Annotated in this window: 23 protein-coding genes; 14 read left to right on the forward strand and 9 right to left on the reverse strand. The window is 67.8% G+C overall.

Translation table 11 applies throughout. The features are described 5' to 3' along the window. Window positions 1-44: 44 nt before the first annotated feature. The 8 genes from osmF (at window position 45) to ACGTN6_RS08200 (ending at window position 9,804) form a co-directional block, all read left to right on the forward strand. Window positions 45-968, forward strand: coding sequence for a glycine betaine ABC transporter substrate-binding protein OsmF (gene osmF / locus ACGTN6_RS08165; protein WP_394590881.1), 924 nt, complete (start codon window positions 45-47; stop codon window positions 966-968). Continuing rightward, complete coding sequence (locus tag ACGTN6_RS08170; RefSeq protein WP_394590882.1) at window positions 965-2,158, forward strand: ABC transporter permease; 1,194 nt, start codon at window positions 965-967, stop codon at window positions 2,156-2,158. The genes osmF and ACGTN6_RS08170 overlap by 4 nt, the downstream gene beginning before the upstream one ends. After that, window positions 2,155-3,099, forward strand: coding sequence for an ABC transporter ATP-binding protein (locus ACGTN6_RS08175; protein WP_394590883.1), 945 nt, complete (start codon window positions 2,155-2,157; stop codon window positions 3,097-3,099). Before ACGTN6_RS08170 ends, ACGTN6_RS08175 begins: the two co-directional genes overlap by 4 nt. After that, on the forward strand, window positions 3,092-3,856 hold the full coding sequence (locus ACGTN6_RS08180) for an ABC transporter permease (protein WP_394590885.1): 765 nt from the start codon (window positions 3,092-3,094) through the stop codon (window positions 3,854-3,856). The genes ACGTN6_RS08175 and ACGTN6_RS08180 overlap by 8 nt, the downstream gene beginning before the upstream one ends. Before the next feature lie 155 nt (window positions 3,857-4,011). Then, a complete protein-coding gene (locus tag ACGTN6_RS08185) occupies window positions 4,012-5,229 on the forward strand; it encodes a thiamine pyrophosphate-dependent dehydrogenase E1 component subunit alpha (protein WP_394590886.1) in 1,218 nt (405 codons plus the stop codon). A 1-nt stretch (window position 5,230) separates the two neighbouring features. Next, window positions 5,231-6,208, forward strand: coding sequence for an alpha-ketoacid dehydrogenase subunit beta (locus tag ACGTN6_RS08190; protein ID WP_394590887.1), 978 nt, complete (start codon window positions 5,231-5,233; stop codon window positions 6,206-6,208). A gap of 28 nt (window positions 6,209-6,236) precedes the next feature. Further along, the gene (locus ACGTN6_RS08195; RefSeq protein WP_394590888.1) at window positions 6,237-7,856 is read left to right on the forward strand and encodes a dihydrolipoyllysine-residue acetyltransferase; all 1,620 of its coding nucleotides are present in this window, start codon (window positions 6,237-6,239) and stop codon (window positions 7,854-7,856) included. Window positions 7,857-7,944: 88 nt separating this feature from the next. Next, window positions 7,945-9,804, forward strand: a complete 1,860-nt coding sequence (locus tag ACGTN6_RS08200) for a protein kinase domain-containing protein (protein WP_394590889.1) — start codon at window positions 7,945-7,947, stop codon at window positions 9,802-9,804. 9 nt (window positions 9,805-9,813) lie between these two features. On the opposite strand, the gene ACGTN6_RS08205 is transcribed toward ACGTN6_RS08200, so the two are convergent. The 3 genes from ACGTN6_RS08205 to ACGTN6_RS08215 all read right to left on the reverse strand — a co-directional run bounded on the left by ACGTN6_RS08205 (window position 9,814) and on the right by ACGTN6_RS08215 (window position 12,777). Then, window positions 9,814-11,112 carry a TRAP transporter large permease gene (locus ACGTN6_RS08205; RefSeq protein WP_394590891.1) on the reverse strand — a complete coding sequence of 433 codons (1,299 nt, stop codon included), beginning with the start codon at window positions 11,110-11,112 and terminating at the stop codon, window positions 9,814-9,816. Between the two features lie 9 nt (window positions 11,113-11,121). Beyond that, window positions 11,122-11,670, reverse strand: a complete 549-nt coding sequence (locus tag ACGTN6_RS08210; RefSeq protein WP_394590892.1) for a TRAP transporter small permease — start codon at window positions 11,668-11,670, stop codon at window positions 11,122-11,124. A gap of 105 nt (window positions 11,671-11,775) precedes the next feature. After that, window positions 11,776-12,777 carry a TRAP transporter substrate-binding protein gene (locus ACGTN6_RS08215; protein ID WP_394590893.1) on the reverse strand — a complete coding sequence of 334 codons (1,002 nt, stop codon included), beginning with the start codon at window positions 12,775-12,777 and terminating at the stop codon, window positions 11,776-11,778. 223 nt (window positions 12,778-13,000) lie between these two features. On the opposite strand from ACGTN6_RS08215, the gene ACGTN6_RS08220 reads away from it, so the two are divergent. From ACGTN6_RS08220 to ACGTN6_RS08230, 3 genes are read left to right on the forward strand one after another with little or no spacing between them, the layout of a single operon-like run. Next, the gene (locus ACGTN6_RS08220) at window positions 13,001-13,753 is read left to right on the forward strand and encodes a 5-oxoprolinase subunit PxpA (protein WP_394591065.1); all 753 of its coding nucleotides are present in this window, start codon (window positions 13,001-13,003) and stop codon (window positions 13,751-13,753) included. Next, window positions 13,753-14,475: a 5-oxoprolinase subunit PxpB gene (gene pxpB / locus ACGTN6_RS08225; protein ID WP_394590894.1), complete on the forward strand. Its 723-nt coding sequence runs from the start codon at window positions 13,753-13,755 to the stop codon at window positions 14,473-14,475. The genes ACGTN6_RS08220 and pxpB overlap by 1 nt, the downstream gene beginning before the upstream one ends. Further along, a complete protein-coding gene (locus ACGTN6_RS08230) occupies window positions 14,472-15,410 on the forward strand; it encodes a 5-oxoprolinase subunit C family protein (RefSeq protein WP_394590895.1) in 939 nt (312 codons plus the stop codon). Before pxpB ends, ACGTN6_RS08230 begins: the two co-directional genes overlap by 4 nt. Window positions 15,411-15,434: 24 nt before the next feature. Here the strand turns inward: ACGTN6_RS08230 and ACGTN6_RS08235 are convergent, their stop codons facing one another. The 3 genes from ACGTN6_RS08235 to ACGTN6_RS08245 form a co-directional block, all read right to left on the reverse strand. After that, window positions 15,435-15,653 (reverse strand): hypothetical protein, encoded by a 219-nt coding sequence (locus ACGTN6_RS08235; RefSeq protein ID WP_394590896.1) that lies wholly within the window; start codon window positions 15,651-15,653, stop codon window positions 15,435-15,437. Window positions 15,654-15,792: 139 nt separating this feature from the next. After that, complete coding sequence (csiR, locus tag ACGTN6_RS08240; protein ID WP_394590897.1) at window positions 15,793-16,479, reverse strand: DNA-binding transcriptional regulator CsiR; 687 nt, start codon at window positions 16,477-16,479, stop codon at window positions 15,793-15,795. Window positions 16,480-16,650: 171 nt separating this feature from the next. Beyond that, on the reverse strand, window positions 16,651-18,363 hold the full coding sequence (locus ACGTN6_RS08245) for a SulP family inorganic anion transporter (protein WP_394590898.1): 1,713 nt from the start codon (window positions 18,361-18,363) through the stop codon (window positions 16,651-16,653). 124 nt (window positions 18,364-18,487) lie between these two features. Between ACGTN6_RS08245 and ACGTN6_RS08250 the strand changes: the two genes are divergently transcribed. Next, window positions 18,488-19,759, forward strand: a complete 1,272-nt coding sequence (locus tag ACGTN6_RS08250) for an O-acetylhomoserine aminocarboxypropyltransferase/cysteine synthase family protein (RefSeq protein WP_394590899.1) — start codon at window positions 18,488-18,490, stop codon at window positions 19,757-19,759. Between the two features lie 9 nt (window positions 19,760-19,768). Here ACGTN6_RS08250 and ACGTN6_RS08255 read toward each other — a convergent pair whose 3' ends face one another. Next, a complete protein-coding gene (locus tag ACGTN6_RS08255; protein ID WP_394590901.1) occupies window positions 19,769-20,914 on the reverse strand; it encodes an NAD(P)/FAD-dependent oxidoreductase in 1,146 nt (381 codons plus the stop codon). An 88-nt stretch (window positions 20,915-21,002) separates the two neighbouring features. Then, complete coding sequence (rarD, locus tag ACGTN6_RS08260; RefSeq protein ID WP_394590902.1) at window positions 21,003-21,908, reverse strand: EamA family transporter RarD; 906 nt, start codon at window positions 21,906-21,908, stop codon at window positions 21,003-21,005. 127 nt (window positions 21,909-22,035) lie between these two features. Here rarD and ACGTN6_RS08265 point away from each other — a divergent pair, with 127 nt between their 5' ends. After that, on the forward strand, window positions 22,036-22,851 hold the full coding sequence (locus ACGTN6_RS08265; RefSeq protein WP_394590903.1) for an amidohydrolase: 816 nt from the start codon (window positions 22,036-22,038) through the stop codon (window positions 22,849-22,851). After that, on the forward strand, window positions 22,851-23,555 hold the full coding sequence (locus ACGTN6_RS08270) for a pseudouridine synthase (protein ID WP_394590905.1): 705 nt from the start codon (window positions 22,851-22,853) through the stop codon (window positions 23,553-23,555). The genes ACGTN6_RS08265 and ACGTN6_RS08270 overlap by 1 nt, the downstream gene beginning before the upstream one ends. 63 nt (window positions 23,556-23,618) lie before the next feature. Here the strand turns inward: ACGTN6_RS08270 and ACGTN6_RS08275 are convergent, their stop codons facing one another. Beyond that, window positions 23,619-25,325: a GGDEF domain-containing protein gene (locus tag ACGTN6_RS08275; protein WP_394590906.1), complete on the reverse strand. Its 1,707-nt coding sequence runs from the start codon at window positions 25,323-25,325 to the stop codon at window positions 23,619-23,621. Window positions 25,326-25,515: the final 190 nt, after the last annotated feature.

Below are 25,515 nucleotides of genomic sequence, written 5' to 3' on the forward strand. Positions count from 1 at the left end.
GCCTTATAATCAGCATACATTCAACAAGGAAGCGGGTGGTAACCATGAAGCCAGCATTGACGCGTCTCGCCGCCGTGGCGGCCGGCACCTTGATGTCCCTGGCCACGGCCCAGGCCCAGGATTCGGGAGCGCCGGTGGTGGTCGCTTCCAAGATCGATACCGAAGGGTCGGTGCTGGGCCAGCTGGTCCTCCAGCGCCTGGAGGCCGGCGGCATCGAGGTGGAGAACCGCCTGCAGCTGGGCGCCACCAGCATCGTGCGTGGTGCGCTGACCGCCGGTGAGATCGATCTGTATCCAGAGTACACCGGCAACGGCGCCTTCTTCTTCGACATGGCCGACAGCCCGGTATGGAAGGACGCCGAGCAGGCCTATGACACCGTCAAGCAGAAGGATCTCGAGCACAACGATCTGGTGTGGTTGACGCCTGCCGAGGCCAACAATACCTGGGCGATCAGTGTGCGCGGGGAGCTGGCCCGAGAGCATGGCTTGACCAGTCTCGAGGACCTGGCTGGCTACCTGAACGAGGGTGGCGACTTCAAGCTGGCGGCGAGTGCCGAATTCGTCGAGTCGCCCCAGGCGCTACCGGCCTTCCAGCAGGCCTATGGCTTCGAGCTCTCCGACGACGAACTGCTGGTGCTGTCCGGCGGCAACACCGCGGCGACCATGCGTGCTGCCGCCCAGCAGACCAGCGGCGTCAATGCTGCCATGACCTATGGCACCGACGGCGGGCTCAAGGCGCTGGACCTGGTGGTGATGGACGACACTCTGGGCGTACAGCCCGTCTACCAGCCCGCGCCGGTGGTGCGTGCCAGTGTCCTCGAGGCACACCCCGAGATCGAGACGCTGCTGGCGCCGGTCTTCGAAGCCCTGGACCGCGATACCCTGCAGCGCCTCAACGGCGACGTGGCCGTCAATGGCCTCGATCCGGCCAAGGTGGCCAGCGACTTCCTCGATACCCTGGACGAATGAGTGATGGGCAGATCAAGGGCAGCGTGAGCAGGGACGCGACTCGCCCCAATGTGGTGCTGGTGAGCCTGCTGCTGGCGACGCTGGTCGGCTGGTTGGGGCTCGATGCGGTCAGCGTGGCACCCAATCGCATCGTGCCGGGGCAGGGCCATGCCGCCTGGGGCGTTGTCGGCCTGCCGGGGCTTGCGATCAGCCTGCTGCCGATGCTGGCCGTGCTGTGGCTGGCCTGGCGCCCGTCGCGCGAGCGGCTGCGCCTGGCGCTGGGGCTGGTGGTGGTCATGCTGGTGGCGCTGCCGGCCTGGCTGGCCCTGGCGGCGGCCAGGCTGGTCGACGCCGACCTTCCCCAGGCGCGCATGGGCGTTGGCGCCGGCGTCTGGGTCGCGCTGTTCCTGCTGCTCCTGGCGATGATCGAGCTGCGTACGCGCCTGTCGCTGTCGCGTCCGCTGGGATGGTCGCTGCTGCTGGCACCGCTGGTGAGCCTGGCCGCCTGGCTGACGTTCGGGCTCGAACCGCTGGCGCTGCGCCAGGAGTTCGAGGGGCGCAGTGCGGCTTTCATCGCCGCCATCGGCGAGCACCTGCTGCTGGTCGGCGCCGCGGTGGGCATCAGCCTGGTGCTCGGCGTGTGCCTGGCGCTGACCATGCGACGCTGGGAGCGGCTTCGCACCCTGGGGTTCGCGGTGCTCAACTTCCTCCAGACCATTCCCAGCCTGGCGCTGTTCGGGCTGCTGCTGGCACCGCTGGCCTGGCTGTCGGCCCATGTCGGCTGGCTGGCGGCGCTGGGGATCAGCGGTATCGGTTGGGCGCCGGCGCTGCTGGCACTGGTCGGCTACAGCCTGCTGCCCATGGTGCGCAATACTTACGTGGCCCTCGATGAAGTGGACCCCGGTGTCATCGACGCCGCGCGGGGCATGGGCATGAGCCGGGCTCAGGTGTTTCGCCAGGTGCGGTTGCCGCTGGCGCTGCCGGTGATTCTGGAGGGGGGCCGCATTACCACGGTGCAGGCGATCGGGCTCACCGCCGTGGCCGCGCTGATCGGTGCCGGCGGTCTCGGCACCTTCATCTTTCAAGGCCTTGGGCAGGCCGCCATGGACCTGGTGCTGCTCGGGGCCCTGCCGATCCTGGTCATGGCGCTCGTCGCCGATGCCCTGCTGGGCGCCTTGACCGACCTGCTGCGCCCAGGAGGGGCGACATGATCGAACTCATCCACGTGACCAAGCGCTTCGGCGAGACGACCGCGGTGGACGACATCTCGCTGCGCGTGGAGCGCGGCGAACTATGCGTGCTGGTGGGCACCTCCGGATGCGGAAAGTCGACGACCCTGCGCATGATCAATCGGTTGATCGAGCACAGTGACGGTGAGATCCATATCGACGGCCAGCAGATCCGTGAATTTCGCGAGGAGTCGCTTCGCCGGCGCATGGGCTATGCCATCCAGAGCACCGGCCTGTTTCCGCATTGGACCGTGGAGCGCAATATCGGGCTCGTGCCCCGGCTCCTCAAATGGCCCCAGGCTAGGATCCGAGAGCGGGTGGAGGAGTTGATGGCGATGCTCGGCCTGTCCATGGACGAGTTCGCCGGCAAGTATCCGCGCCAGCTGTCCGGCGGTCAGGCCCAGCGGGTCGGGGTGGCACGTGCGCTGGCCGCCGATCCCGATATCCTGCTGATGGACGAGCCCTTCGGGGCGCTCGACCCGATCACCCGCGAGACCCTTCAGGAAGAGCTGCGCGACCTCCAGTCCCGGCTGCAGAAGACCATTGTCTTCGTCACCCACGACATGGACGAGGCGCTGCGCCTGGCTGACCGATTGGTGGTCATGGACCAGGGACGCATCAAGCAGCAGGGGCATCCGCTCGAACTGCTGCGCGAGCCCGCCGACGATTTCGTCGAGTCGCTGCTCGGCGGCGAGGATCGCGGCCTCAAGGAAGCGGCGTTGCTCTCGGTCAGCGAGCGCATGCTGCCGCTCAGCCCGCGACTGCTGCCGCGAGAGCGCGTCTCCCAGCATGCCACGCTGCGCGAGGCGCTATCGATCATGCTGTGGCGCCATGCCGAGCGCCTGGCGGTCGTCGACGACGAGGACATGCCGGTCGGCGAGCTGTCGCTGCGCAAGCTGGTGGGAGCCAAGGCCCATGACTGAGGCGGCAAGCGAAGTCGCGGTGCGTGGTGTGCGGCGCTGGCTCGCGCCGCTGCTGTGGGGCGGCCTTTTGCTTGGCGCCTGTCTTGGCATGGAGCAACTCGAGGGCCTGTTTCGCCTGGTAGAGACCGACAGCCGTAGCGTCATCTACGCGCGCGCCGATTTCCTGACCCTGCTCGGCCGTCACCTGCTGGTGGTCGGGGTGGCGGCGCTTGCCGCGGTGGTCATTGGCGTCGGGGCGGCGGTGGCGGTGACGCGCCGCGTCGGGCGCGACTTCCTGCCGCTGGTCGCCCAGCTGGCCTCCATCGGCCAGACCTTCCCGCCGGTGGCGGTGCTGGCGCTGGCGGTGCCGGTGCTGGGCTTCGGCACGCTGCCGATCATCGTGGCGCTGCTGCTCTACGGCCTGCTGCCGATCGTGCGCAATACCCTGGCGGGGCTCCAGGGCATCGACCCCGGGGTGAGCGAGGCGGCCCGTGGCATGGGCATGACCGACGGCCAGCTACTTCGCCAGGTGGAGCTGCCGCTGGCCGCGCCGGTAATCCTGGCCGGCATCCGCACCTCGGTCACCATCAACATCGCCACGGCGGCGATCGGCGCCACCGTGGGCGCGAGCAACCTGGGCGATCCCATCATCTCGGGCATCGTCAACGGCAACACCGCCTACGTGCTCCAGGGGGCACTGCTGATCGGCCTGCTGGCGCTGACCGTCGACAGCGTCTTTGCTCGCCTGCAGCCGGCGTCGGCGTCGGTGACCGGCTAGCGCAGGCGACGAAGAGCTGGCATGCGACCAATCGAGGACTATCCAGCTATCGCAGTTTACGTTAACGTCAATGGTGTGCGTTGATCGGCGTCGGGGCAATCCCCTGGCGGTCCGAAAGAATAGAGACAACACTGCCCCCAAAAGGGGTAAGGATCATGACGATGACCACAACGCGAGACATCCACGCGCCGGAATTCCTGGCCGGGGACGAGTTCAGCATTCCCACCTATCGCGTCCTCACCCAGGAGGGCACCCTCCACGAGGGAGCCGAGGCGCCGACGCTGGATAGAGACCAGGCCCGCGCCATCTACCGGGCGATGATCGCCACCCGAGTGCTCGATGAGCGGATGATGGCGGCCCAGCGACAGGGTCGGCTGTCGTTCTACATGCAGTGCACCGGCGAGGAGGCCGCCGTGATCGGCGCCACCGCGGCGCTGGACGACGCCGACATGATCATGGCCCAGTACCGAGAGCAGGGGGCGCTGGTCTACCGCGGCTTCAGCTTCGACGAGTTCATGAACCAGCTGTTCGGCAACGAGCTGGACTACGGCAAGGGCCGTCAGATGCCGATCCACTACGGGTCGCGCAAGCTGCACTACATGACCATCTCCTCGCCGCTGGCCACCCAGATTCCCCAGGCCACCGGCTATGCCTATGGCCAGAAGCTGGCCGGCGAGGGCCTGTGCACCCTGGTGTTCTTCGGCGAGGGGGCCGCCTCGGAGGGGGATTTCCACGCCGCCCTGAACATGGCCGCGGTGCACGAGGTGCCGGTGATCTTCTTCTGCCGCAACAACGGTTATGCCATCTCCACCCCGGCCATCGAGCAGTTCGCCGCCGATGGCGTGGCGCCGCGGGCCTTCGGCTATCGCATGCACGTGATCCGCGTCGACGGCAACGACATCCTGGCGGTGCATCGTGCCACCGAGGAGGCGCGACGCATCGCCGTCGAGCACAACAAGCCGGTGCTGATCGAGGCCATGACCTACCGCCTGGCCGCTCACTCCTCCTCGGATGACCCTTCCGGCTACCGTTCGCGCAAGGAGGAGGAGGCCTGGCGGGAGAAGGATCCGATCCTGCGCATGCAGCGCTGGATGAACGCCCAGGGCTGGTGGGACGACGACGAGGAGAAGACGCTCCAGGAGCAGCTGCGGCGCGAGGTGCTGGATACCATGAAGCGCGCCGAGAAGCGTCCGCCGCCTGCCCTGGATACCCTGGTCAGCGATGTCTACGCCGAGGTTACGCCGGCCCTGCAGCAGCAGCTCGATGCCCTCAAGGCGCATATCCGCCGCCACCCCGATGCCTATCCCAGGGGCGCTCGCTTCCTGGACCCCGAACTGAGTCGCACCGAGGCCAACGACGAGGGAGAGTCCTGAGATGCCGACCATGAACATGCTGCAGGCGATCAATAACGCCCTGGACATCGCCATGGCCGAGGACGAGAAGGTGCTGTGCTTCGGCGAGGACGTGGGGAGCTTCGGTGGCGTCTTTCGTGCCACCAGCCATCTCCAGGAGCGCTACGGCAAGGCCCGCTGCTTCAATACGCCGCTGGTGGAGCAGGGCATCATCGGCTTCGCCAACGGCCTGGCCGCCCAGGGCTCGGTGCCGGTGGCGGAGATCCAATTCGCCGACTACATCTTTCCGGCCTTCGACCAGATCGTCAACGAGACCGCCAAGTTCCGCTATCGCTCCGGCGACCTGTTCAACGTCGGCGGGCTGACCATTCGCGCGCCCTACGGCGGCGGCATTTCCGGCGGCCACTACCATTCCCAGTCGCCGGAGGCCTACTTCGCCCATACGCCGGGGCTCAAGATCGTGGTGCCGCGTAACCCCTACGAGGCCAAGGGACTGCTGCTGGCGTCGATCCGCGACCCGGACCCGGTGCTGTTCTTCGAGCCCAAGCGTCTCTACCGGGCGTCCACCGGCGAGGTGCCGGAGGAGGACTATCAGCTGCCACTGGGCGAGGCCGAGGTTACCAAGGAGGGCGCCGACGTCACCCTGGTGGGTTGGGGCGCCCAGATGGAGATCATCGACAAGGCGGTGGAGCTGGCCGAGAAGGAGGGCATCTCCTGCGAGGTCATCGACCTGCGCTCGATCCTGCCCTGGGACGCCGACACCGTCGCGGAGTCCGTGCTCAAGACGGGCCGACTGGTGGTGACCCACGAGGCACCACTCACCGGCGGGTTCGCCGGCGAGATCGCCGCCACCATCCAGGAGCGCTGCTTCCTGTACCTGGAATCGCCGATCCTGCGCGTGACCGGCCTGGATACGCCCTTCCCGCTGACCCTGGAGAAGGAGTACCTGGCGGACCACCTCAAGGTCTTCGAGGCCATTCGCGAAAGCGTGAACTTTTGACGACCGATATCAGGACGGGAGAAGGAAAATGACCGAGTTCAAGCTGCCCGATATCGGCGAGGGTATCGTGGAGTGCGAAGTCGTGGAATGGCGGGTCGCCGAGGGCGACGCCATCGAAGAAGACCAGCCGGTGGTCGAGGTGATGACCGACAAGGCGCTGGTCGAGATCACCGCGCCGGAGACCGGCCGGGTCACCCGGCTGCACGTGGCCAAGGGCGAGATCGCCAAGGTGCATGCGCCGCTGTTCGCCTACGAGGCCGAGGGGAGTGCCGGTGCGCCCGACGAGGCGAGGTCAAGCGCGACGACGGCGACGGCCGCCCCTGAGGCCCAGGCCGCACCGTCGAGTCCAGACGGAGCCTCTGCGCCGTCGGGCCAGACAAAGGACTTTATCCTGCCGGATATCGGCGAAGGCATCGTCGAGTGCGAGGTGGTCGAGTGGCGCGTGGCCGAGGGCGAGACGCTCGCCGAGGATCAGCCGGTGGTCGACGTCATGACCGACAAGGCGATGGTCGAGATCACCGCCCCCGAGGCCGGCCGAGTCACCCGGCTGCACGTGGCCAAGGGCGAGATCGCCAAGGTCCATGCCCCGCTGTTCGCCTACGTGCCCGAAGACGCCGCGGCAGAGGGCGGTGCGTCCGCCCAGGCGGCATCGAGAGGCGGCACGTCGACCGCCCAGACGCCCAAGGCCGAGACGCCTGAGCCGCGTTCGGTGTCGCCGGGTGGAACGGGCAAGGGGCCCCACGGGCGGATTCCGGCCAGCCCGGCGGTACGCCGCCTGGTGCGCGAGCACGAACTGCGCCTCGAGGACATCTCCGGCTCCGGCAAGGACGGACGGGTACTCAAGGGCGATGTGATGGCCTTCGTCGAGGGCGACGGGACGCGTTCAGCCGCAGCGCCGGCCAGGCCGGCTCCTGAGGCGACGCCGGCGGCGACCGAGCCGGGCGAGGTCCGCGTCGAGCCGCTGCGCGGCGTGCGCGCTGCCATGGCGCGGCAGATGGTGGCCTCGGCCTCGACCATCCCGCATTTCCAGTACGGCGAGGAGATCGATGTCACCGAGCTGCTGGCGCTGCGCGAACGGCTCAAGCCCCGCGCCGAGGCCAGGGACACCCGGCTCACGCTGATGCCGTTCTTCATGAAGGCCATGGCGCTGGCGATCCAGGACTTCCCGCTGCTCAACAGCCGGCTCAACGACGCCGCCGACGAGATCCACTACCTGCCGTCCTGCAACATCGGCATGGCGGTGGACGGCAAGGCGGGGCTGATGGTGCCCAACGTCAAGGGCGTGGAGCATCGCAGCCTGCTGGACGTGGCCCACGAGATCCAGCGGCTCACCGGTGAGGCCCGGGAAGGGCGGGTGGCCCAGGCCGACCTGCGGGACGGCACCATCAGCATCTCCAACATCGGGGCCCTGGGCGGCACCTATGCCGCGCCGATCATCAACGCCCCGGAAGTGGCGATCGTGGCCATCGGCAAGAGCCAGTGGCTACCGCGCTTCGATGCGGCAGGCGATGTCACCCGGCGGGCGATCATGACCGTGACCTGGGCCGGCGATCATCGCCTGCTCGACGGCGGCACCATCGCCCGATTCTGCAATGCCTGGAAGGGCTACCTGGAAGAGCCGGAGACCATGCTTCTGGAACTCTCCTGAGTCGGTGCCGCCGCGTGGCCACGATGCTCGGATCACGCGGCGGCATCGTCCGGGGCCGCTATGCGTCCGCTGAAGGCAGATCGACGACATGACACAGGCGCCGCTGCAGCAGTTCTATATCCCGGAAGACCAGTCGGTCTATCTGCTGAGCCACCACGACGCGCGCAAGCTCAAGGAATGGGTGGCGCTGTGCCGGGCCCAGCTCGAGCAGCTGGGCTATCGCCGCATCGAGCTGATCGGCAAGGGCGCCTATGGCTTCGTGTTCGCCGGTCTGACCGCCAGCGGCGAGGAGTACGTGTTCAAGTTCACCCGGGTCAACCTGCCCCAGCACCTGCAGGATCGCCTCGAGGAGGAGGCCTTCATGCTGGAGCAGGTCGCCCATCCCCGGGTGCCGCGACTGATCGTCTTCCAGCGGGTGCGCAACCAGTCGATCCTGGTCATGCAGCGTGCTCCCGGCGAGAACCTGGAGGAGGTCTCGCTGCGTGAGGGGCGGCTGTCGCCGCGGCTGATCGTGCGCATCGCCGCCCAGCTGGCCGATATCCTGGGCGCGCTGCGTCGCGAGTCCGGGCCCGCCGGCAGGCCCGTGGTGCACGGCGACATCAAGCCCTCCAACCTGGTGTTCGACGGCCGGAACGAGACCGTCGCCCTGATCGACTGGGGCTCCTCGGTGTTCGCCCAGCTCGATGCCAACCAGCAGTTCGTGGCCGCCAACGTCATGGAACTGATGTCGGACAACCTGCAGCAGACCAACGCCCGGCTGGGCGACGTCTACTTCATCGGCGACGACCAACTCAACGGCGCGCTGTCGTCGCCGCGCTTCGACGAGCAGGGCGCCGCGGGCACCCTCTATGCCCTGGCCTCGGCGCAGTCGTGCCGCTTCGGACACCGTGCCATGCCGGCCACCTCGCTCGGCCTGCCCATGGAGTTCGCCCGCATGCTCGATGGCATGCTCGATCCCGACCCGCGAGTGCGCCTCAGGGCCGGCGACCATTTCCTCCGCGAGATGCCGCGGCTGGGCAAGCTGGTGATGCTCGACCTGCCAAGCCCGCCGGAGTCCCCGCTGGTGCCGGTGTGGACCCGGCCCGCCGGTCGCGAGATCGACACCGTGGTCTACAGCTCGCGCAAGTCCTTCCTGCGCGAGGAGGGCGTGCGCGAGACCCTCAACGACGTCAACGACGTTCAGCTCGATCGCTACTACAAGAACTTCATGCAGGGCATGGGCGAGACCGAGAAGGCCTTCCTGGCGGCGGTGAGCCGGCTCGGCAAGTATCCGGTGGTGGGTGGGCTGGCGGTGCGCTGGGAGGCCGACGGCGTCTACATCGACTCCTCGCTCAACCTGCACGACTCGACCCTCAAGCCGGCCTTCGTGGCGGCGGTCAACAATATGGTGACCCTGGCCCGGGCCATCCATCGCCAGGGCATCTTCAAGAGCTGCCTGTTCAACGCCCGCGATACCCTGCACCTGGAGCGTGAGGGGCCGGAACGCCCCTTCGTGATCACCCCGGACATGCGGCTCGAGTACGAGGTCAGCGCAGTGCCGGAGCTTGAAGACCGCTCGCGACTGCACAGCTATTTCGAGGATGGACCGGACCCCGAGGAGTTCCTGGTGCTGCCCGAGGCCATCATCACCTCCCTCGAGGCGCTCAACGACATCCACCACACCGGCATGATCATCTTCGAGGCGTTGCCCGAGCACCTCAAGATCCATAGCCACTACCGGCTGCTCGACCCGTCCCGGGAGGAGGAATTCCGCCGCCGCCTCGACGACATCCTCGACGCCGTCGCGCTGATCGAGGGGCTCGGGGTGTCGGGGTTCATGAAGATGCCCTACAAGGACACCCGGGTCTTCGCCCATGTGGCACGCCAGCCGGAGCGTTTCTACCCCCGTGACCCGCGGGCTGCCTTGGCGGTGGCCCGGCGGGAGGCCGAGGCGGGGCGGCAAGCTTGAACCACGCCGTCAGCGGTTCCCCATCAGGCCGGGCAGGTAGGTGACGATCCCCGGGAAGAGGCCGATCAGCAGCACCCCGAGCATCATCAGGAAGAAGAACGGCAGCGCCGCCCAGGCGATGCTGAGGATGTTGCGGCCGGTCATGCCCTGCAGCACGAACAGGTTGAAGCCGATCGGCGGGGTGATCTGCGACATCTCCACCACGATCACCAGGTAGATGCCGAACCAGATCAGGTCGATGCCGGCGGCCTCCACCATGGGCAGCAGGATGGAGGTGGTGAGCACCACCACCGAGATGCCGTCCAGGAAGCAGCCCAGCAGGATGAACAGCAGCGTCAGCGCCCCCAGCAGCATCACCGGCGACAGCCCCAGGGTGCCGATCCAGGCCGCCAGGTCGCTGGGCAGCCCGGTGAAGCCCATGGCGGCGGTGAGAAAGGAGGCGCCGGCGAGGATGAAGGCGATCATGCAGGAGGTGCGCACCGCGCCGAGCAGGGCGTCGCGGAACACCCCGCGGTCCATGCTGCCTTGCACCCTGGCCAGCAGCAGCGACAGCACCACGCCCACCGCCGCGGCCTCGGTGGGCGAGGCCAGGCCGGCGTAGATCGAGCCGATCACGCCCACGATCAGCGCCAGCAGCGGCATCAGCCGCCGCGAGCGGCGCAGGCGCTCGCCCCAGGACAGCCGGGCATCGGCCGCCGGCACGCGGTCGGGATGCCGCCAGGCCCACAGCATCAGGTAGCCGGCGAACAGGCCGATCAGCAGCAGCCCGGGAAAGATGCCGGCGATGAACAGACGGGCGATCGACTGATCGGTGGCCACGCCATAGACGATCAGGATGATCGAGGGCGGGATCAGCAGACCCAGGGTGGCCGAGCCGGCCAGTGTACCGATCACCAGTTGCTCGTCATAGCCGCGGCGAGTGAGTTCGGGGATGGTCATGCGGCCCATGGTGGCGCAGGTGGCCGCCGAGGAGCCGGACACTGCGGCGAACAGTCCGCAGCCCACCACGTTGGTGTGCAGCAGCCGGCCGGGGATGCGCTGCATCCAGGGCGAGAGCCCGGTGAACATGTCGTCGGCCAGACGCGAACGGAACAGGATCTCGCCCATCCAGATGAACATCGGCAGGGCGGTAAGCTCCCAGCTGTAGCTGGCGCCCCAGATGTCGGAGGCCATGACGTCGCCGGTGGGAATCGTGGTGAACTGGCTGAGTGCCAGCCAGCCCAGGCCGAGCAGCGAGAAGGCGACCCAGACGCCGCTGCCCAGCAGCACCAGCAGGGTCACGAACAGGGTGGTGGTCAGCATCAGCATGGCGAGGCCTCATTCCTGGCTGTCGTCGAGGCTGAAGGCCTCCGGGTGGCGTACCGCGGCCACCAGGGCCTGCCACCAGGCCTCGCCCAGCGCCAGGCAGAACAGCACGATGCCGGCCAGCATGGCCGATTGCGGCAGCCACAGCGGGATACTCAGCAGGCCGTAGGAGGTCTCGCCGAAGGCGATGCTGTCGGCCAGCAGCCGGTAGAGGTAGTACGCCAGGTAGAGGCACAGCGCCAGGGCAACGCTCAGGCAGGCCACCTCGACGACGACCCGGTAGCGGACCGGCAGCCGGCCGATCAGCAGGGTCACGCGAATGTGGGCGCCATGGATGAAGGTGTAGGACAGCCCCAGGAAGGTGGCGCCGACCAGCAGGAAGCCGGAGATCTCGGCCAGCCCCGGAATGGCCAGGCCGATCCGCTCGCCGCCCAGGGCGGTGGCCAGGATGTCGATGAGCCGCCCGACGATCTGGGCGCTGATCAGGGTGCAGATCAGCACCAGGCAGGCGGCGGACAGGTAGCCGCCCAGGGTGTAGAGGGGCCTGAGTCGATAGGTCATGGCGTCGGCTCCCTGTCGCGTGCCTTCTGGGCGGGGTGTGAGGCTCCCACCCTGCGGGAGGGGCGGTGCGGCCCGAAGCGCTCGCGGGCCGCCACGGTCGATGCTTCATTCCTCGCCGGCGCGATAGGCCTCGAGGATGGCCGCACCCTGTTCGCCGGCGCGCTCGGCCCATTCATCCGTCATGGTGGCGCCGATCTCCTCGAGCTTGGCGGCCAGCGCCGGCGTCGGGGTGGACACCTCGATGCCGTTGTCCTGCAGTACCGACAGTGCCTCGTCGGTCTCCTGGCGGCTCATCTCCCAGCCGCGCTGCTCGGCGGCGTCGGCGGCGTCGATCACCGCCTCCCGGGTGGCGTCGTCGAGCCGCGAGAAGGCACGTTCGCTGACGATCACCATGTTCTTGGGCAGCCACAGCTGGGCGTGGTTGAAGTGGCTCAGGTAGTCCCAGGCCTTGGTATCGGCGCCGGTGGCCGGCGAGGTGATCATGGCATCCACCCGTCCGGTGCTGAAGGCGGTGGGGATGTCCGGCACCTCGACCTGGGTGGGCACCGCCCCGGCCAGCTGGGCGAGCCGCTCGCTGGCGGCGTTGTAGGCGCGCATGCTGAGGTTCTGCAGGTCCTCCGGTGCCTCGATCTCCTGCTGGGTATAGATGCCCTGGGGCGGCCAGGGCACGGCGAACAGCAGGCGCAGGCCCTGGGCGGACAGCTCCTCGGCGATGACCTCCCGTGAGGCGTCCCATAGGGCCCGGGCGTCGTCGTAGCTGGCCGCCAGATAGGGCACGGAGTCGACCTCGAAGATCGGATTCTCGTTGGCCAGCCGCGACATGATCAGCTCTCCGATCGGCACGATGCCGCGGCGCACGGAGTTCTTGATCTCGGCGTGGCCGATCAGCGAGCCGTTGGCGTGCACGGTGATATCCAGTTCGCCGTCGGTGGCCTCGCGCACGTCGTCGGTGAACTCGCGGATGTTGACGGTGTGGAAGGTGCGGTCGCCGTAGGGGGTGGGCATGTCCCACTCGGTGGCGGCCTGGACGGTGGCGGCCTGGGGGGCAAGGCCGACGCCGAGGGCGACGGCGGTCGCCAGGCGGGGCAGGGTATGGCGCAGGGGCATTGGCGAATCCTCCCATGGTGGGGTCGGGACGATGATCCCTCGACGTCCCGGCCGCGAGCATTGTCGAATGATATGGCGATGCCATGAGCATAGCGGGTAAGGCCATGGACACGGCAGCGATCGGCGAGGCGATGAATCAACGCTTTGCCCCCGCCCTGGTGATGCCATGGCGCCGGTGGCCTGATAGGTTATGGCCGATGAACCCTTTTCCGTCGAGGTAGCGATGAAGACCCTGCTGCTCAATGCCGACATGGGCGAAAGCTTCGGCGCCTGGACCATGGGCATGGATGCCGAGGTGATGCCGCATGTGGACCTGGCCAACGTGGCCTGTGGCTTCCATGCCTCCGATCCGGACGTGATCCGCATGACGGTGCGTCTGGCGCGCAAGCACGGCGTCACCGTAGGGGCGCATCCGGCCTACCCCGACATGGCGGGCTTCGGTCGACGTTCCATGTCCTGTACCCCTGAGGAAATCGAGAACCTGGTGCTCTATCAGGCCGGGGCCCTGGCGGGCGTATGCCGCGCCGAGGGCCTGTCGCTGGGCTACATCAAGCCCCACGGGGCGCTCTACAACGACATGATGCGTGATCCAGAGGTTCTGGCCGGCGTGATGCGGGCGCTGGTCGCCTTCGATCCCGCGCTTCCGCTGATGGTCATGGCCACTCGCGACAACTCTCAGGCCGGGGCGCTGGCCGCCGAGCACGGCGTCACCCTATGGTTCGAGGCCTTCGCCGATCGCGCCTACGACGCCGAGGGGCGCCTGGTCTCGCGGCGCGAGCCGGGGGCGGTGCATCACGATCCCGAGACGATCGTCGACCAGGCGCGGCGCATCGCCCACGGCCAGCCGCTGATCGCCCGCGATGGCAGCGAGCTGGTGCTGAGCGCCGATACCCTCTGCGTGCACGGCGACAATGCCGAGTCGATCGCCGCCATCAAGGCGATCCGGGCGGCGCTGCACGATCCGGAGGCCAGCTGATGGCGGAGCCGGCCCTGCCGCGCCTGGAGGCCGCCGGACTGGACGGCTGGCTGGTGCGATTGTTCGCGGCCATCGACGAGGCCAACCTGCCCTGGCTGACGGCCCTGGTGCGCGACTGCGAGACCGCCTTCGGCGAGGCGCTGGTCGACCTGGTGCCGTCCTACACCACCCTGCTGGTGGTCTTCGACCCGCTCGCGCTGACGCCCGCCGAGGCGCGGCAGCGCCTATCCGCTGTACTGGCGAGCCTGACGCCCGACGATGACGCGGATCGCGAGGCGCCCTTGCGCGAGCTGCCGACCTGGTATGACCCACGGGTAGGGCCGGAACTGGAGAGCCTGGCCGAGCGGGCAGGGATGAGCGTGGCCGATACCGTTGCCTGCCATGCCGGAACCACCTACCGGGTCTATGCGCTGGGCTTTGCGCCGGGCTTCGCCTTTATGGGCAGTGTGGCCGAATGCCTCGAATGCCCTCGACTCGAGACGCCGCGCAAGAAAGTACCCGCCGGCAGCGTGGGTATCGCCGGGCGCCAGACGGCGGCCTATCCGGCCGTCTCGCCGGGCGGCTGGAACCTGATCGGGCGCACCTCGGCGCGACTCTTCGATCGCCACCGAGACGGCTTCGGCCTGCTGGCGCTGGGCGATCGGGTGCGTTTCGTGGCGGTCAGCCGGGACGAGTTCGCGCGGCTGGGCGGTGACACCAGCCCCATGGAGGCGCCCCCATGAGCGACGCGATAACGGGGCTGCGGGTGGTGCACGCCGGTCCCCTGGCACTGCTACAGGACGCCGGCCGCTTCGGCGTGCGACGCCTGGGTGTGACCCAGGGCGGGCCTGCCGACCTGCACGCCTGGGCCTGGGCCAATCGCCTGGCGGGCAACGCTTGGGGCGCGGCGGCGCTTGAGGTGACCCTTGGCGGCTTGACGCTCGAGGCCGAGCGTGACCTGACCCTGGCGGTGTGTGGCGCCGACCTGGGCGCGACCCTGGACGATGCCCCCCTGGCGCCCTGGCGGCGTTTCCCCATGCGTGCCGGCCAGTGCCTGGCCTTCGCCCAGCCGGTGAGTGGCCTGCGCGCCTACCTGGCCGTGGCCGGCGGCTTTCGGGCCGCGCCTGTGCTGGGCAGCGTCAGCGCCGTGGCACGCGAGGGCCTGGGGGGCCACGATGGCCATGGGCGTCCGCTGGACGCGGACGATCGCCTGGTAGTTGCCCCGGAGGCGGGGCGGGAAGGGGGCGAACCTGAAGTGCCCGTCGATCGGCGGCCCGACTACGAGGCGGTACCACGACTGGGGCTGATACCTGGCGCCCAGATCGCCGACTTCGAAGGCGCCAGCCTGTTCGCGGCCTTCAACGCGGCCTGGACGGTCGACGATCGTGCCGATCGCATGGGGATTCGGCTCAAGGGGCCGCGGCTTGCGTGCCGGTTGACGAGCATGGTCTCGGAGGGTTTGGGGCTGGGGGCGGTTCAGGTGCCGCCGGACGGCCAGCCCATCGCGCTGCTCAACGATCGTCAGACCATCGGCGGCTACCCCCGCCTGGGGGCCCTGACGCCGTTGGCCTGTGCAAGGCTGGCCCAGTGCCTTCCCGGGCGGGAGGTGCGCCTGGCGGCGGTGTCGGCCGAACGGGCACTGGATGAGTATCGTCGCTTTCGCAGCCTCTTTGCCTGAAGCTGGAATCCCGCAGCCCGCAGCTCAGGCCCCCAGCCCGCTCTCGCGCAGCAGCTGGTCGATGCTGCGCTCGGTCCGGCGCAGGCCGGCGCCCTCGATCATCAGTTCGGTCTCGAGGCCGGCGAGGCCCTCGGCCACCAGGCGCTCGAGCAGTTCGGCGCGCGACAGGCCGCAGCGGTCGGCCAGACGGTCTAGGCGTAGCTCCTGGTCGCGGGTCAGGCGCAGCAGATGGGGCATGGGCATGGCGAGCACTCCTCTCTGGGCTCTCTATGACGTTTCCGAGTGTCGCATCGGGCCGTGACAGGACCATGACGGTGAGCGACATCGGCGTGCCGGATTCGACCGCCCGGTTCGGCTCGGGGCGTCGGTGCGCCGTCGCCGGTCAGGCTAGCCCGCGCTGCTGCATGACCTCGAGGATGATGGGTACTGGCGTCATCAGGTGGTCGCGCATCATGGGCCGCGCGCGCTCGGCATCACGGGCCAGGATGACCTCGACCAGGGCGGCATGCTCCTGGCGTTTGCTCTCCAGGGCCTGTTCGGAGAACACCGTCTCGCATAGCCACAGGTGGCGATAGCGCTCGACCTGGTCGAACAGATGCTGGCGCAGCTGCATCAGGTGGGGCGAGTTGCAGCCGGTCGCGATGGCGGTGTGGAAGGCCTTGTGACGGGCGTCCCAGACGTCGAGCATCTCCTCGGCGGAGTGGACCTCCATGACCTTGGCCAGGGTGTGGGCCTTGGCCAGGATATCGGCCTCCCAGGCATCGTCGCCGCGCTGGATGGCCAGTTCCAGCACCAGCCCCTCCAACTGCGCGCGGGCATCGTAGAGGTCGGCGAGCTCTTCCCGGGACATCGGCGCGACCCGATAGCCGCGCTGGCTGATGGCCACCACCAGGCGTTCGGCGACCAGCTGGGACAGCGCCTCGCGCAGCGGGCCGATGCCCAGGTCGTAGCGTTCCTTCAGGCGGCTCATCAGCAGCTTCTCGCCGGGTTGGAAGACCCCGCGGATGATGTCGTGCTTGAGCCAGCTGTAGGCGCTGATGCCGAGATTCTGCTTGGGCGTGCTGTCCATGGTGTGGCCGTTCCCGTGAATGGGCGATCATGATACCCGATCATCGCCACTGTCGAGAATCGTGGCCACTTCCCAGGACGATCGTCATCCCGGCAAATAGTGGATATTTTCTACTGGCGTCCGGTTCCGACGCCGGGTCCAAAGCTCATGTCGGTTGTCGGTCGTTCGGAGTCAAGACGACGGCCGGCTGAGCTCGCTCCAGGCCGAATAGGTGCTGAGGAAAACGCGTCCGGCGAGGTCGTCGAGGAAGGTGCTCTTCTTGAGCTGGTCCATCACCGGGCCCTTGACCTCGGCGAGGTGCAGGGTGACCCGGGAGTCCTTGAGACGGGCGTTGATGGCATCCAGGCTTTCCAGGGCCGAGGCATCGATCAGGTTGACCGCCGAGCAGATCAGCACCACGTGCTCCAGCTCCGGTCGGCTTGCCACCAGGGCGTAGAGGGTGTCCTCCAGGTAGCGGGCGTTGGCGAAGTAGAGACTTTCATCGATCCGCAGCAGAGCCAGGTGGCTGACCGTTTCGGTGTCGTGGCGGGTCACGCTGCGGAAGTGCTCGGTGCCCTGAATGCGGCCGACCACCGCGCTATGGGGGCGGCTGGTGCGGTACAGGAACAGCATGATCGACAGCATCACACCCCCGATGATCCCCGCTTCGACGCCTTCCCCCAGGGTTAACGCCATGGTCAGCGCCATGGCCGAGAAATCGCTGCGCGAGTAGCGCCAGGTCCGGCGGATCAGTGGTACGTCGACCAGGGTCAGGATGGCCACGGTGATGGTAGCCGCCAGGGTGGCTACCGGCAGGTGGGCAAGCAGTGGGGTCAGCGCCAGGGTCACCAGCCCGATGCCGAGTGCCGCGAATAGCCCGGCCATGGGGGTGCGGGCGCCGGATTCGAAGTTGATCACGGTGCGTGAAAGGCCGCCGGTGACGGGCATGCCTCCGGAGACGGCCGCCAGCAGGTTGGCCCCGCCCAGTCCGATCAGCTCCTGGTTGGGTGAAATCCGCTCGCGGCGCTTGGCGGCGAGCATCTGCGCCATGGAAATCGACTCGACGAAGCCCACCACGCTGATCAGCAGCGCCGGCACCATCAGCGGGCGCCACAGCGAGCCATCGAAGCCGGGCAGGGTCAGCGGCGGCAGTCCCCCGGGGATGGTGCCGACCACTGCCACTCCGTGCTTGGCCAGATCGAGCCAGGCGCTCAGCGCCGTGGTGGCGATCACCGCGAACACCGGGCCGGCGCGGGCGATCAGGGCGGCCAGCCCCCGAGGCAGGCCGATGGCCCGCAGCGCCGGTTGTCCCCAGCGCCGCACCGCGACCAGGAACATCAGGCTGCCGGCGCCGACGGCCAGGGTCGGCCAGTGGAGCGTCGGCAGGTGGCGCGACAGGCTGGTCAGCAAGGCGAAGGCGGTGTAGCCGCTGGCGTCGATGCCGAGCAGGTGGGAGAGCTGGCTGATGGCGATCAGCAGCCCCGAGGCGGAGAGGAAACCGCCGATGACCGGATGGCTGAGGAAGTTGGCGAAGAAGCCCATTCGCAGCAAGCCCATCACTGCGAGCATGGCGCCGGAGAGCAGCGACAGCACCAGGGCTGCCTCCAGGTAGGCCGGGCTGCCCGGCGGTGCCACGCCCGACAGGGCCGCGCCGGTCATCAGCGCGATGATGGCCACCGGCCCGACCGCCAGGGTGCGACTGGTGCCGAGCAGGGCATAGGCCGCCAGTGGCAGGATGCTGGCGTAGAGGCCGACCACGGCGGGCAGTCCGGCCAGCAGGGCATAGGCCAGCGACTGGGGAATGACCATGATGGTGACGATCAGGCCGGCCAGCAGATCGGCGCCGCACAGGCGGCGGTTGTAATGGGGTAGCCAGGAGAGGATCGGCAGGTAGCGTTTGAGCATCCGGTGCCCGTCGTGGTCGAGGGAGAACTCATGCAGACTAAACGATAAGAGGCCGAGGCATCAGCAGTGAGTTAGTATCGGCCGATACACTTCTCACGCATTGTCTTTCGATCAAGGATACGCCATGAAGCGCGAAACGCTCGCCCTGCATCACGGTTATGCCCCGGATGATCAGCATGCCGTCGCCGTGCCGATTCATCAGACCACGTCCTTCGCCTTCGACAGCGCCCAGCATGCCGCGGATCTCTTCGATCTCAAGGTCGAGGGCAATATCTACTCCCGGATCATGAACCCCACCTGTGCCGTACTGGAGCAGCGACTGGCGGCCCTGGAGGGCGGTATTGCCGGCCTGGCGGTGGCGTCCGGCATGGCGGCCATCACCTACGCCATCCAGACCGTCGCCGAGGCCGGCGACAACATCGTCTCGATCAGCGAACTCTACGGCGGCACCTACAACCTCTTCGCCCATACCCTGCCGCGTCAGGGCATCGAGGTGCGTTTCGCCGACAAGGATGACCTCGAGGCCATGGAGGGCCTGATCGACGCCCGAACCAAGGCGGTATTCTGCGAGAGCGTCGGCAATCCCTCCGGCGGCGTGGTGGATCTGGCGGGCCTGGCCGAGCTGGCCCACCGCCACGGCGTACCGCTGATGGTCGACAATACCGTGCCTACGCCCTTCCTGTGCCGGCCCATCGAGCACGGGGCGGATGTGGTCATCCATTCCGCCACCAAGTACATCGGCGGGCACGGCACCACCGTGGGCGGTGTAATCGTTGACTCGGGCCGCTTCCCCTGGGCCGATCATGCCGCGCGCTTCCCGCTGCTCAACGAGCCCGACCCCTCCTATCACGGCGTCTGCTATACCCGGGATCTAGGCGAGGCCGCCTTCATCGGCCGCGCCCGGGTGGTGCCGTTGCGTAACATGGGTGCGGCGCTTTCCGCCCAGTCCGCCTGGAACCTGCTTCAGGGGCTCGAGACCCTGGCGTTGCGCATCGAGCGCATCTGTGACAACGCCCAGCGAGTGGCGGAGTACCTGGAGCAACATCCGCGGGTAACCTGGGTGCAGTACGCCGGACTTGAGAGTCACCCGGATCATGGCCTGGCGCGACACTACATGGGCGGGCACGCCTCGGGTATCCTCAGCTTCGGCATTCAGGGCGGTCGCGAGGCGGGCGCGCGCTTCTACGATGCACTGGGGCTGATCCTGCGACTGGTTAACATCGGTGACGCCAAGACCTGCTCGTCGATCCCTGCCACTACCACCCACCGCCAGCTCAACGACGAAGAACTGAAGGCCGCCGGTGTCACGGCGGACATGGTGCGGTTGTCCATCGGCATCGAGCACATCGACGACCTCATCGCCGACCTGGATCAGGCCCTGGCCGCTTCGGCCTGAGGCGCGTCCTCAGCGATAGCCCGACAGGAAGCGCTCGTCCAGTCGGCGCTTCCACCACCAGGCGAGGCGTCCGCCCCACCAGTGGCGTCCGCGAATGGCCAGCGCCTGGCCATCGCCGAGGTCGAGGATCGACAGTGCCCGAGGCTGGGGATGATACGGGTGCGGCGCGTCGCCTTGGAGATAGGCGGCGATGTTGGCCAGCAGCACCGGCGCCTGGCGCACCCCATAGACGCCGAGCCGCGGCAGTTCATGATCGATCATGGCCGCGCAGTCGCCGGCGGCGAAGACCCAAGGAGCCGCCGGGCTCTGCAGGGTGGCGGTGACCGCCAGGCCGCGGCTGGGCAGGATCGGCAGTCCGAGCCGTCCGACGATGTCGGGAGGCGACAGCCCGGTGGCATGGACGACATGATCCGCGGCCAGGAACCGGTAGCTGTCTTCGCCCCAGGACGAGTTCAGCGACGCTACCATCACGCCGCCGCGAGTTGGCCCGCAGCATTCGAGCCCGGTCATGACGGTAATTCCGCGTCTGGCGAGTCGGCGTCTCAGCCAGTGGATGGCGCCCCTTGGGGCGCCTGGCAGCAGTTCCGGCGCACGGGTCAGCAGGCGGATCTCGGGGGTGGCATCGTGGCGATCCGCCAAGGCGCGGAGCTGGCAGGCCATCTCGATGCCGCTGGCGCCGCCGCCCACGACCAGCAGGTTGAGCCGCTGGTCGCTATCGAACGCCCGGCTCAAATGACGCCGCAGTGCCAGGAGGCGCGGAATCGGCTTGACCGGCCACACGGCGGGGCCTTCGGGCTGAGCAGCAGGGAGGTGCAGCGTCGATCCCAGGTTCAGCGAAATGGCGGCGACGGCCAGTCGGTGTCCGTTCGACAGCAAAGCCTCGCGGCGCCCCAGGTCCAGCCCCGACAGCCGGCCGCGGATGCCTTCCACGCCATGGCGCCGGGCCAGTTGCATGGGGTCGAGGCGATCGGCCTGTGGCGTAAACTGCCCCCCCAACATGCCGCTGGCCATGCCGGAGTACCAGAAGCCACCGGGATCGAGCAGTATGACCCGCTTCGCGGGCAGCTGCCGGCGCTGGCGGATCAGGTGCAGGTGCGCATGGCCGGCGCCTACGAGCAGCAGCGGGGCGCCTGGGGGGGGAGGGGCGACGATCATGTCGGGAGATTAGCCGACCCATGCCCAGGTCGCGAGCGTGATGACGATATCTCGCGACGTCGGACCGTAGGGCTCACCTCACCATGATTCAGCGCTGCGCCGCCGACACCGTTCGCCGCGGCCAGAGCGTCCAGCTGTAGAGTGCCAGCCCGACCCAGATCAGCATGAAGGTGCCCAGGCGTATCGGATCCAGAGGCTCGTCGAAGACCAGCAGGGCGAGCAGGAACTGCAGGCTGGGATTCAGGTACATCAGAAAGCCCAGCGTGGCCAGGCGCAGACGACGCGCGGCCCCGGCAAAGGCGAGCAGGGGTAGCGCAGTGATCACGCCGCTGGCCACCAGTAGCCAGGTGGTATGGGGCTCGCCCAGGAAGTGCGACATGCCGGCCTGTTGGAGCCCCGCCAGGGCCAGCAGACCGAGCGGCATCAGCAACAGCGTTTCCACGAACAGGCCCGAGAGGCCGTCCAGTGGCACCTGCTTGCGCAACAGGCCGTAGGTGCCGAAGGTCAGGGCCAGCACCAGGCTGATCCATGGCAAGGCGCCGATCAGTGCCACCTGCAGCGCGATGGCGCCGCCTGCCAGTGCCACGGCCAGACCCTGCAAGCGGCTCATGCGCTCGCGCAGCACCAGCATGCCAAGCGCGACGTTGACCAGCGGCGTCAGGAAGTATCCGAGGCTCGCCTGTAGCACCTGGTGGGATTCGACGGCATAGATGTAGAGCCCCCAGTTGGCGGCGATCAGCACCGCGCAGGCCAGCACGCGTCCCAGGCGGCGCGGATGGGCAAGCGCTTCGGTTACCGGTCGCCAGCGGCGCAGCAGCGTCACCACGCCGGCCAGGAACACGCAGGACCACAGCACCCGGTGCACGAGGATCTCATAGGCCGGAACGCCCTCGAAGAGGGCGAAGAACAGCGGAAAACAGCCCCACATCAGGTAGGCGGCCAGGCCGAAGCCCACTCCTTGGGTGGCCCGGGGATCGGTGGTCGTAGCGTTCATGCTTAACATCCTAACGAAGAAAGCCACAGCCTAGCGCCGATGGCGCGGCGTGTCATGGCTCGGTGGCTGCGTGTCGTCGCCGTCTCGGGTAGGCTGGAGGGGTTGCCCGATCCCGATGGAGTCCCCGATGAGCGAACTGAGAACCACCCTGGTGCAGGCCGATCTGCGCTGGGAAGATCCCGAGGCCAATTGCCGGATGCTGGAGTCGGCGCTCGGCGAGCTTGGCGGTGACGACACCGATTTGATCGTACTGCCCGAGATGTTTGCCACCGGCTTCACCATGAACTCGCGCGAGATGGCCGAGCCCATGGACGAGAGTGCCACCGTGGCCTGGCTGCGCGACCAGGCGGCAAACCGCGGTTGCGTGGTGACCGGTAGCGTGGCCGTGGTGGAGGACGGCGAGTATTTCAATCGCCTGGTCTGGGCGCGCCCCGATGGCAGCCTCGTGCACTATGACAAGCGTCATCTATTCCGTATGGCCGGCGAGCACGAGCGCTACGCCATGGGGCACGAGCGGGTGATCGTCGAGCTCAAGGGTTTTCGCCTTCTGCTCAGCGTCTGCTATGACCTGCGCTTTCCGGTCTGGCTGCGTCAGCAGCCTGCGCCGGGTGAACACTTCGAATACGATGCCCTGCTGTGCGTGGCCAATTGGCCGGCGCCGCGCCGACATCCCTGGCGAGTGCTGCTGCAGGCCCGGGCAGTGGAGAACCTGTGTCCGGTGATTGGCGTCAATCGGGTCGGCGAGGACGCCAAGGGGCTGGCCTATGCCGGTGATTCCATGCTGGTGGACGCCAAGGGCGAGCCCTTGATCGATGAACCGCGGGATACGCCCTTCATCAAGACCGGCACGCTGTCGCTGGATGAACTCGAGGCCTTCCGCGAGAAGTTTCCGGCCTGGCGCGATGCCGATCATTTTGGCTTGTCCGACGGGGTGGGCGCCTGATGCGGCTGGATCGTTTCCTCTCCGAGAGTACCGAGCTGACCCGCAGCCTGGCCAAGCGAGCCTTGTCCCGCGGCGAAGTCGATGTCAACGGCGAGCTCGAGAAGAAGGGCGCCCGGCACATCAATGACGATGACCGAGTGACCTGGAACGGTCAGCCGCTCTCGCTGGTGGGGCTGCGCTACGTGATGCTGCACAAGCCGACCGGGGTCGAGTGCACGGCGCGGCGCGGGCTCTATCCGCGGGCGGTGGATTTGATCGACCTGCCCAAGGCCGAGCGGCTGCAGCCGGTGGGGCGGCTCGATGTCGATACTACCGGCCTGCTGCTGCTGAGCGACGACGGCCAGTGGTCCCATCGGGTCAGTTCGCCGCGACGCGGCTGCGCCAAGGTCTATCGGGCCGAGTTAGCCCGGCCCCTGGTCGGGGCGGAGGCCGAGCGTGCCGTGACTGCCGTTGCCGAGGGCATATTGCTGGAGGGGGACGAGCTGCCGACCCGGCCGGCGGAACTGGCGCTGCTCGATGCCCATCATGCCCGGCTGACCATTCACGAAGGGCGTTACCATCAGGTGCGGCGTATGTTCGCGGCCCTTGGCAATCACGTCGAGACTCTGCATCGCGAGTCGGTGGGCCCGTTGCACCTGGATGAGGATCTTGCGCCCGGTGAGTGGCGCGAACTCGACGATGCCGAGGTCAAGGCTTTCTACTAGCTCGTTACCGCAAGCCGCTGTCCCGGCGTCGCTAGGGTCCGGGCCGGACAGTAGCGACTTGATCTAGGCGTACACGGCAACGCGTGCCCTTCCTGCTTGCTTGGCGGCATAGAGGGCACGGTCGGCGAGTTCTGCCAGGGCCATGGGGCTTGAGGCATGCGTTGGGTAGACGGCGATGCCACAGGAAATGGTGACGGGGCCCAGCATGCGCTCCCCGTGCCAGTAGACGCGCCCCGCCAACTGTGTCATCAGCGTCTCGAGTCTGGTTCGGGCCGCGTCGGCATCCGCGCCTGGCAACAGCACCACGAACTCCTCTCCGCCGAGCCGGCAGACCACGTCGGCATCGCGGAAGTGGTCGTTCAGGATGGTGGCCACGCCGGCAAGTACCCGGTCGCCTGCCTCGTGGCCGTGGCGGTCGTTGACACGCTTGAAGTGGTCGATATCGATCATCGCCAAGGCCAGCGGCGTATCCTCGCGCTGGGCCTGGCGAGCTTCGTGCTGCAGCAGTTCGTCGAAATAACGGCGATTGTGCAGTCCGGTGAGAGGATCGGTGTAGGAGTAGGTCTCCAGGCGTTCTACCAGCGTCTGCAGCTGCTGGGTTCTGGCGGTGACCTCGGCCTCGAGGCGCTGGTTCAGTCGTTTGAGGTCACGCTGGGTATGGGCATAGTCGAGCAGCGAGATCACCACGATGGCCAACGCAAAGGCCAGCGCCCCGGCGCTCACCGGCACCCGTGACCAGGGCAACAGACCGTGAGCTACCGCCATGTCGGCCAGCAGTAGGGCGCCGAACAGGGCGAAGGTCGCCAGGATGGCACGCTGTCGTGCTCCGAGCCGATGCAGCCGCGGGGTGATCGTGGCCATCAGCAGCACCAGGCTGACGACCAGCAGGGCGTCGAACACCGGAAAGGTGATCGCCAGGTCCACCCAGCCGAGACCGGCGGCTCCCAGGGCTGCGATCAGGTAGGCCAGGTGTGCCTGCCAGATGCTCCGTATCAGCCGTGGGCGAGTATCGGCGAACCAGTGCTCCAGCAAAAGGCCGAGGGCAATGGGGAGGGTGAAGTACCCGCCGGCGGCCAGGAAGTCCCACATCAGCGGGGCGTTGAGCAGCAGCTGGCTGGCCTGGGATTCGGCCAGGATCATGGTGCCGGCGGCCAGGCCAAACAGCGCAATGGCGGCGAAGCTGCGACGGTTGGCCTGGATGACGGCGAAGATGCCGGCCAGTAGGGCGAGCAGCAGGCATAATGGGCTGACGACCAAGGCGCTGGCGGAGTGTTTAAGAATGTAGCCGAGCAGATCGGCGCGCTCCATCAGCTTGATCTCGCCCCATAGGCCGATGTCGGTGTAGTCGGAATATATCCGGAAGTACAGATGTTGGCCGGCGGCGCCCTTTGGCAGGGGGATCATGTGCCATGGCCAGCCGGCAAAACGGCCTTCGCCAGCGTCATCGAAGGCGCCGTGACGATAGATGCGCTCACCGCTCAGATAGACCTCGGCGATCAGGTCGATGCTGTATACGTAGAGCACCGGGTCGCGCCAGTCGCCCGCCGGCAGGGTCACGCGGAACCAGGCGTGATGACGACCTGCACGATGGGGCGGATTGGAGGGGAAGTCGATCGGCTGCCAAGCCTCGTCGTCGCCCGGTTGTAACCAGGCTGGCGTGCCGTCGGTGAGCCTCGGCGAGTCGCCCCAGCGATATTCCCAGCCGCTCTCCAGCTCGAGAGACGATGCCAGGACCGTGGTGGCCAGCAGGCTCAACACGATCAGCAGCATGACGGCCGTACACCGTTTTCCCGCTTGCCCCATGACATGTCTCGGCACCAGATCGTGTGGGCCCATTATAGCCGGAACAGACGTGGAGTCGGGCGCGGGAATGCCTGCTCGATTTCAACGAGCTCGGGTCTTGTCAGCGCCGAATCGACGTATCTTATACCGTTATCTTTCGCTTCCGAAGCCTGCCGTC

Origin of the sequence: Halomonas sp. B23F22_20 (assembly GCF_043496985.1) — a bacterium.
Lineage (GTDB): Bacteria > Pseudomonadota > Gammaproteobacteria > Pseudomonadales > Halomonadaceae > Halomonas.